This is a genomic window from Kitasatospora sp. NPDC059803, from assembly GCF_042732255.1.
Classification (GTDB): domain Bacteria; phylum Actinomycetota; class Actinomycetes; order Streptomycetales; family Streptomycetaceae; genus Kitasatospora.
This window is the reverse complement of record NZ_JBHWIJ010000221.1, coordinates 1-8,230: the sequence shown is the minus strand read 5'-3', so window position 1 is coordinate 8,230 and position 8,230 is coordinate 1. Positions and strand designations below refer to the sequence as shown.

The 8,230-nt window shown below is 71.4% G+C and carries 6 protein-coding genes; 2 read left to right on the top strand and 4 right to left on the bottom strand.

The features are described 5' to 3' along the window. Positions 1-142: 142 nt before the first annotated feature. Positions 143-382: a hypothetical protein gene (locus ACFV6I_RS28520; RefSeq protein WP_063348088.1), complete on the top strand. Its 240-nt coding sequence runs from the start codon at positions 143-145 to the stop codon at positions 380-382. A 10-nt stretch (positions 383-392) separates the two neighbouring features. Here ACFV6I_RS28520 and mscL read toward each other — a convergent pair whose 3' ends face one another. The 4 genes from mscL to ACFV6I_RS28500 all read right to left on the bottom strand — a co-directional run bounded on the left by mscL (position 393) and on the right by ACFV6I_RS28500 (position 5,146). Then, complete coding sequence (mscL, locus tag ACFV6I_RS28515) at positions 393-812, bottom strand: large conductance mechanosensitive channel protein MscL (RefSeq protein ID WP_063348087.1); 420 nt, start codon at positions 810-812, stop codon at positions 393-395. 592 nt (positions 813-1,404) lie between these two features. Then, complete coding sequence (locus ACFV6I_RS28510) at positions 1,405-1,737, bottom strand: FmdB family zinc ribbon protein (protein ID WP_079135672.1); 333 nt, start codon at positions 1,735-1,737, stop codon at positions 1,405-1,407. Between the two features lie 193 nt (positions 1,738-1,930). After that, positions 1,931-3,322, bottom strand: coding sequence for an MFS transporter (locus tag ACFV6I_RS28505; RefSeq protein ID WP_380428374.1), 1,392 nt, complete (start codon positions 3,320-3,322; stop codon positions 1,931-1,933). 339 nt (positions 3,323-3,661) lie between these two features. Next, complete coding sequence (locus ACFV6I_RS28500) at positions 3,662-5,146, bottom strand: potassium/proton antiporter (RefSeq protein ID WP_380428372.1); 1,485 nt, start codon at positions 5,144-5,146, stop codon at positions 3,662-3,664. Positions 5,147-5,457: 311 nt separating this feature from the next. Between ACFV6I_RS28500 and ACFV6I_RS28495 the strand changes: the two genes are divergently transcribed. Next, positions 5,458-8,169 (top strand): penicillin acylase family protein, encoded by a 2,712-nt coding sequence (locus tag ACFV6I_RS28495; protein ID WP_380428370.1) that lies wholly within the window; start codon positions 5,458-5,460, stop codon positions 8,167-8,169. The last annotated feature ends 61 nt before the right edge of the window (positions 8,170-8,230 follow it).

The window sequence follows — 8,230 nt, the reverse complement described above, 5'->3', positions numbered from 1 at the left end:
CCCTCTCTCTCTCTCTCTCGCTCCCCCCCCGCGCCGCGGGGGCGGGCGCGCCCGCGCCCCCCCCCCCCCCCCGGGGGTGTTCCGCGGGGCTCTTAGGCTGGAGGGACAGGACGATCCGGACGGCAGTCGACGGGAAGCGGAAGTGAGCAGGGTGAGCGAGCAGGGGCAGGGGCAGGCGCGGGAGCAGGGACAGGGGGAGCAGCAGGGACGGGAGGAGCGGCCGGCGGCGCCGAAGGCCCGGCTGGTCTTCCGGGACCCGCTGGACCAGCAGTCCCGGGACGACACCGACACCGGCTGGGGTGAGCGCCCCGGGGCGGGGGAGAGCGGTGGGCGGGGGCTGGACTGGTACCTGAGCCAGCGCCCGCCGCACCACGGGGACTGAGGCGCGGCGCTCAGCGCTGCGGGGCGACCAGCGCGTCGCGGATCTCGGTGAGTAGTTGGACCTCCTTGGCCTCGGCCTCCGCCAGCGTCTCGGCGGTGCTCTTCCGCCTGGCGGCCAGCCTGTTCATGGGCACGATCAGGACGAAGTAGACGACGGCTGCCGTGATCAGGAACTGCAGCAGGGCGCTGAGCACCGATCCCCACAGGATGAGGATTCCGGACGTGACCTCGCCGGTGGCGTTCAGCTCGCAGGGCCCCTTGAGGCAGGAGCTGTAGGACGCCAGGTCCTTCGTTCCGAAGACGCCGACGATCGGATTGATGACGCCCTTGACGAAGGCGTTGACGATGTTGGTGAAGGCCGCGCCGATGACGACGGCGACGGCGAGTTCGACGACGTTTCCACGCAGCAGGAATTCCTTGAAGCCTTTCATGCCGCCGTGAACGACGAAGTCGTTGCCCGGTTACGGGTGATCTTCCGTCGGACCGGATTGACAACCCGTCCGGCTCACCGGGCCGCCCGGCGGCGACGGCAGCCCGGCCCGCGCGGGCCCGACCGCGAGCGCCGCGGCCACCGCGAGCAGCACCAGCGCGGGCACCCCGGCCCGGCACCGTACGGCGTGCCGCCAGCGGTGCCACCCGTCGGCCCCGCGCCGGATCGGCGGGAAGCACGGCACCTCCCGCCGGGGCGGTACGGCGGGTGCGGGCAGCGGTACGGAGAGGCTCATCGTCGTCATGGTCACCACCGAGGTCGTGGGGGGCCGCCCCTGTGCGGGCCGGTCGTTCTCTGGCGACCCCTACGATGTGCGCCGCGCCCCGCCCCGGAAAGCCGTTATCCGCAGCCTGTGGACAACTCGGGCCCTGTGGATGAATTCGTACACCCGCACGAGTGCATCCGGCCCGCCGGGGCTGACGAACCGGGGCGGCGAGTGGTGACGGCGAGCAGGGACGACGAAGGCCCGCCGCCCCGCGGAGAACGCGGGGTGGCGGGCCTTGTCGATGCGCTGTGTGCGTCCGGCGCCGAGGTCAGCTCGCGGCCGGAGCCGGGCTGGAGGAGCTGGAAGAGCTCGAAGAACCGGAGGACGAGGACGTCGACGACGTCGAGGACGACGCCGGGGTCGAGCCGGACGACGCCGCCGAGGAGCTACCGGAGGAGCCTGCGCCCACCGTGCTGCTGGAGGACGAGCGGCTGTCGGTGCGGTAGAAGCCCGAGCCCTTGAACACGACGCCCACGGCCGAGAAGACCTTGCGGAGCCGTCCCTGGCAGTCGGGGCACGTGGTCAGCGCCTCGTCGGTGAACTTCTGCACCGCCTCCAGGCCGTTGCCGCACTCGGTGCACTGGTACTGGTACGTGGGCACTTGTCTTCCTCCTGGCACTCTCGCCTGATGAGTGCTAACGATGGTCAATGATGCGGCATTCCGCTGAATCAGTCCAGCGACTCCGATGTGAGATGAGCCGTGGCCGAGCCGCGCACACTTCTCCACCGCGGATCCGCGCGGCTTCCACCGCGCGCCGCCCACGGCTTCGCGCGGTGCGCCACCGCGTGCCCGCTCAGCCCTTGGCCGCGCCCACCAGCTGCGCCGCGGCGCCGAGCTCCGGTGCGGCCGCGACGACCTGACCAGGCCCGCCCGGTGCGGTCAGCAGGTGCCGCAGCGACACCAGCGCGATCAGGCCCAGGCCGGCGCCAGCCACCGGCACCAGGAACCCGCTGGACGGCCCGTGGCCGTCGATCAGCTGCCCGGCGATCATCTGGCCGACCGCCAGGCCGAGGCCGATGGCGCCGGTCAGCCAGGTGAACGCCTCGGTCTTGGCGCCGTCCGCGACGAGGGTCTCGACCAGGGTGTAGCCGCTGATCAGGGTCGGCGCGATGGCCAGGCCGCAGACCAGTCCGGCGGCGGCGAGCGCGACCAGGTTGGGCATCGCCCACAGCGTGGAGCAGCCCAGCACCAGCAGGGCGTAGCTCATGACCATCCGCTGCTGCACGGACCGCCGCCAGGCGATCACGCCGTACAGCACGCCGGCCACCATCGAGCCGCCGGCGAAGATCCCGTACACGGTGCCGGCGGCGCCGTGCTGCCCGACCGAGTCGGCGAAGGCGTTCACCGAGACCTGCATGCCGCCGAACACGGCGCCCACCCCGAGGAAGGCCCCGGCCAGCAGCCGGACGCCGGGGGAGGCGAGCGCGGAGGCGCGTCGCACGCCGGGCTGGGGCAGCGCCCGGGCGGGCGCGGTGCGCCGCTGGGCGGCGAAGGCCAGGCCGCCGACGAGGGTCAGCGTGGCCTCGGCGATCAGCCCGGCCGAGGGGCTGACCGTGGTGGCGACGGCGGTGGCCAGGATCGGGCCGATCACGAAGGTGAACTCGTCCGTCACGGACTCGAAGGCGAACGCGGTGCCCACCTTGGCCGCGGACGAGGCGGACGCGCCGTCCGCGGTGAACTCGGCGATCCAGCGGGCCCGGACCATGGCGCCGATCTGCGGAACGCTCGCGCCGGCCGGGACGGCGGCCAGGAACAGGCTCCAGGCCGGTGCGTGGCCGAGCGCCAGCGCGATCAGCGCGCCGACCGAGGCGGCGTGCACCACGACGGTCGGGACGAGGACGGCGGTCTGGCCGTACCGGTCGGCGAGCCGGCCGGTCTGCGGGCCGATCAGGGCCTGGGCGACGGCGGCGACGGCCGCGACGGTGCTCGCGGTGCCGTACGAGCCGTGGGTGTCCTTGACGAGCAGCAGGATGCCCATGCTGAGCATCGCGTATGGCAGCCGCGCGAGGAATGCCGGTGCCAGGAACGTCCAGGCGCCGGGCGTGCGCAGCAGTGCGCCGTACCCGACCCGCACGGGGGCGGGGGTGTCGACGGCATCGGCGGTGCCGTCGGCGGGGGTGGGGTTGGCGGTGTCACGCGGGGTCGCGGTGTCCGCGGGGTCGTCGACCGTTCGGCGGGCCGTCACGGTCGGTCCTTCCTGCTGCCTGGTAGCGCGGCAGGGCATGGGGTGGCCCCGACGGCGCCGAGAGTCGTCCTCTCGCGCGTCGACCGGGGTAGATACCGGGCCGGACCGGCGTGGTGGCCGAGGTCCGGACCGCGGCCGCCGAACGGTCGCGCCAACTCTGCTTCAGGCAGATGCTGGGTGTGATCTGACCATCATACATATACGCGCGTAGATGTCGCGCGCATCCCCAGACTACAAGGCACGTCCAAAACTGTCCTGCCCATCGAAGGTGAACAGCGGGTGAGACCTTCCGGTCTTCCGGTCACCACCCGCCGCCCACCCGCCGCCCACCCGCCGGGCTCACCGCCCGTGCAGCCACCCCGCGAGCTTGCCGCCCTTGTCCACGGCCCGCAGCCGCCGCTCGGCCGCCTCGCCGACCTCGTCGGTGGTGACCACCAGCAGCTCGTCCCCGCCGCGCAGCACCGTCGCCTTGTCCGGCACGAAGGAGCTGCCCTCCCGCACCACCAGGGTGACGGCGGCCCCCTTGGGCAGCCGCAGCTCGCTGACCTCCACGCCGGACATCCGGGAGCCGGGGGAGAGCGCGACCGACAGCAGGTGCCCGTGCAGCTTCTCCAGCGGGGCGGACTCGATGTCCAGGTCCTGGCCCATCGAGCCCTCGCCGATCCGCAGCTGCTTGGCCACCCAGGGCAGGGTCGGGCCCTGGAGCAGGGTGAAGACGACGACCAGGATGAAGACGATGTTGAAGACGTCCTGGGCCTTCGGCGCGCCCGACACCAGCGGGATGGTCGCCAGCACGATGGGCACCGCCCCGCGCAGTCCGGCCCAGCTGAGCAGCGCCTGCTCCCGGCCCGGAACCTTGAACGGGGTCAGCGTCACCACCACGGACAGCGGCCGGGCCAGGAAGACCAGCACGCCGCCGATCACCAGCGCGGGGACCACCGCGGAGCCCATGGTCTCGGGCGTGCAGAGCAGGCCGAGCAGCACGAACATGCCGATCTGCCCGATCCAGGCCAGGCCGTCGGCGAAGCCCCGGACGGCCGGGCCGTGCGGCAGCTTGGCGTTGCCGAGGATCACCGCGCAGATGTAGACGGCGAGGAAGCCGGAGCCGTGCAGCAGCGCGCCGCCCGCGTAGGCGAGCACGGTCAGCGCCATCACGGCGATCGGGTACAGGCCGGAGGAGGGCAGCGCGACGTGCTTGATCCCGTACGCGCCGAGCTTGCCGACCGCGAAGCCGACCGCCGCGCCGATCGCCAGTTCGGCGATGATCGTGCCGACCAGGACGTACCAGGAGTCCAGCTCGCCGGTGGTGGCGAAGGCGACGACCAGGATGACCACGGGCGCGTCGTTGAAGCCGGACTCGGCCTCCAGCAGGCCGGTGAGCCGGTGCGGCAGCGGGACCATGCGCAGGACGGAGAAGACGGCGGCGGCGTCGGTGGAGGAGACGATCGCGCCGAGCAGCATCGAGGTCCGCCAGTCCAGGCCGACCAGCCAGTGCGCGCCGGCCGCGGTGACGAACACGCTGACCCCGACGCCGACGGTGGCGAGCACGGTGGCGGCCGGCATCACGGGTCTGACCTCGCGCCAGCTGGTCTTGAGGCCGCCCTCGGCGAGGATCACCACGAGCGCCGCGTAGCCGAGCACCTGGGTCAGCTCGGCGTTGTTGAAGGAGACGCCGATGCCGTTCTGGCCCAGGGCGACGCCGATCCCGAGGTAGATCAGCAGGCTCGGTAGCCCTGAGCGGGTGGATATCCGCACGGCGACCACCGCGACCAGCAGGATCACGGAGAACTCGAGGAGGAGCTGGTTCAGGTGGTCGATGTTCACGCAGTGGCACCTCGTGCAGGCAGGGGCGGGCGGGGTGTCTGGTGGTGCTGGAGGGTGCGACCCGTTAAGAAGGCGTCAATGCTCCTGTTGCGGATCGTTACTCAGTCTAACATTTTGCCATATCTTTAGTTTCTTTTCCTCCCCGGGCCCCCGACCGCCGCCTCCAGGCCTCCTCGTTGACCTCCTCCGATCCCACGGTGAGCGTCCCCCGTGCACGCCGCTCGGCCGACTCGGCCTAATGTGGTGCCCTGTCACGGCCCCCGGCCCTGGACACGCCCGCCCGCCCCGAAGTCAGGACCGCAAGGACCCAGATGCCCCGCTCGAAGAAGTTCCGGCGCGCCCGTCTGATCGTGATCGTGCTGGTCGTGCTGCTGGTGGCCGGCGTCGGCTACGGCGGCTACCGCGGGGTCACCGCGGTCCGCGCGTCCTTCCCGGAGGTCGACGGCACCGTCAAGGTGGCGGGCATGAGCGCGCCGGTCGACGTCAAGCGGGACGCCAACGGCATCCCGCAGCTCTACGCCGACACCAACGAGGACCTCTTCCGCGCCCAGGGCTACGTCCAGGCGCAGGACCGCTTCTGGGAGATGGACGTCCGGCGGCACATCACCGCCGGTCGGCTGTCCGAGATGTTCGGCGACGGCCAGGTCGACACCGACGCCTTCATCCGCACCATGGGCTGGCGGCAGGTGGCGCAGAAGGAGTTCGACACCAAGCTGTCGGCCGACACCAAGAAGAACCTCCAGGCCTACGCGGACGGCGTGAACGCCTGGCTCGGCGAGCACCCCGGCGGCGAGAAGGCCTCGCTGGAGTACGCCCTGCTCGGCGCCGTCAACGGCGACTACCAGCCCGAGCAGTGGAGCCCGGTCGACTCGGTGGCCTGGCTCAAGGCGATGGCCTGGAACCTCTCCGGGAACCTCCAGGAGGAGATCGACCGCTCGCTGCTGGCCCAGGACTTCGGTCCGGACAAGATCGCCGAGCTGTACCCCGACTACCCGTACACCCGCAACGGCACGATCGTGAAGACCGGCACGGTGGCCGGCGACAACTACCGCCCCGCCGACGGCTCGCCCCCGTCCGGCGGCGGCACCGCCACCACCCAGGGCGCGGCCACCACCAAGGCGCTGCTCCAGGGCCTCACCGACCGGATCGACGGCATGCCGCAGCTGCTCGGCCGCCCCGGCCAGGGCATCGGCTCCAACTCCTGGGTCGTCGCCGGCACCCACACCACCACCGGCAAGCCGCTGCTGGCCAACGACCCGCACCTCGGCCCCGGCCTGCCCTCGGTCTGGTACCAGATGGGCCTGCACTGCCGCACCAGCTCGCCGGCCTGCCAGTACGACGTCTCCGGCTTCAGCTTCGCCGGCATGCCCGGCGTGATAATCGGCCACAACAAGGACGTCGCCTGGGGCTTCACCAACCTCGGCGCCGACGTGACCGACCTCTACCTGGAGAAGGTCACCGGCCCGGACACCTACCAGGTCGACGGCAAGGACGTGAAGTTCGACCTCCGCAAGGAGACCATCAAGGTCGCCGGCGGCGAGGACCGCACGATCACCGTCCGCACCACCCAGACCGGCGCCCCGCTCATCTCCGACCAGAGCACCGAGCAGCAGAACGTCGGCAAGTACGCCCCCAACGGCAGCGCCGCCCCCGACCGCGGCACCGGCGGCTACGGCGTCGCCCTGCAGTGGACGGCGCTGAACCCCGGCAAGACCATGGACGCGGTGTTCGAGCTGGACCGGGCCCGCAACTGGGACGAGTTCCGGGCCGCCGCCAAGGACTTCGCCGTCCCCGCGCAGAACCTGGTCTACGCCGACGCCAAGCACATCGGCTACCAGGCCCCCGGCGACATCCCGATCCGCGGCAAGGGCGACGGCAGCTACCCGGCCCCGGGCTGGGACTCCACGTACCAGTGGAAGGGCTCGATCCCCTTCACCGCCCTGCCGTACAGCCTGGACCCGTCCGCGGGCTACATCGTCACCGCCAACCAGGCCGTGGTGGACCCGAGCTACAAGTACTCGCTCACCAAGGACTGGGAGTACGGCACCCGGGCCAAGGAGATCACCGACCAGATCGAGGGCCTGCTCAAGAACAACGGCAAGATCTCGCCGGACGACATGCAGACCATGCAGCTGGACAACACCAGCATCATGGCCAAGACGCTCGTCCCGCTGCTGCTCAAGCAGCAGATCGACGACCCGTACGTGCGCGAGGCCCAGGACCTGCTGAAGGACTGGAACTACCACCAGGACGCCGACTCGGCCGCCGCCGCCTACTACAACGGCGTCTGGCGCCAGCTGCTCAGCCTCGCCTTCGGCCAGAAGTTCCCGGCCGACCTGCGGGCCAAGGGCAACTGCCTGCTGGTCCGCCAGCAGGACGACCCGACCAGGCCGGACAGCTCCAGCAAGATCGTCACCGAGTGCGGCACCCGCGACCCGGGCAAGGCCCAGCCGGACGGCGGTGACCGCTGGACCGAGGTGGTCCGGCAGCAGCTGGACAAGCCGGACAGCTCCTGGTGGACGTACATCGACTCCCAGCACAAGGAGCAGAAGGGCCTGGACAACCTGCTCAAGGAGGCGATGAAGGACGCCCGGCAGGACCTCACCTCGCTGCTCAGCAAGGACATCTCCACCTGGAGCTGGGGCCGCCTGCACAAGCTGACCCTGCGCGAGCAGACCCTCGGCACCGACGACTCCTCGATCGCCTCCGGCGTGGTCCACCGGCTGCTCAACCGCGGCCCGTACCGGCTCTCCGGCGGCTCCGCGGCCGTCGACGCGGCCGGCTGGAACGCGGCGGCCGGCTACCAGGTGGACTGGATCCCGTCGATGCGGATGGTGATCGACCTGAGCGACCTCGACTCCTCGCGCTGGATCAACGTCGGCGGCGCCTCCGGCCACGCCTTCCACGACAACTACAACGACCAGACCGACCTCTGGCTCAAGGGCAAGCTGCTGACCTGGGCCTACACGCCGGACGCGGTCGAGAAGGCCACCAAGCACAAGCTGGTGCTCACCAACGGCTGACCCCACACGAACCCGCACGACCGAGGAGGCGGCACCGAGGTCGCCCGGCGCGACCTGGTTC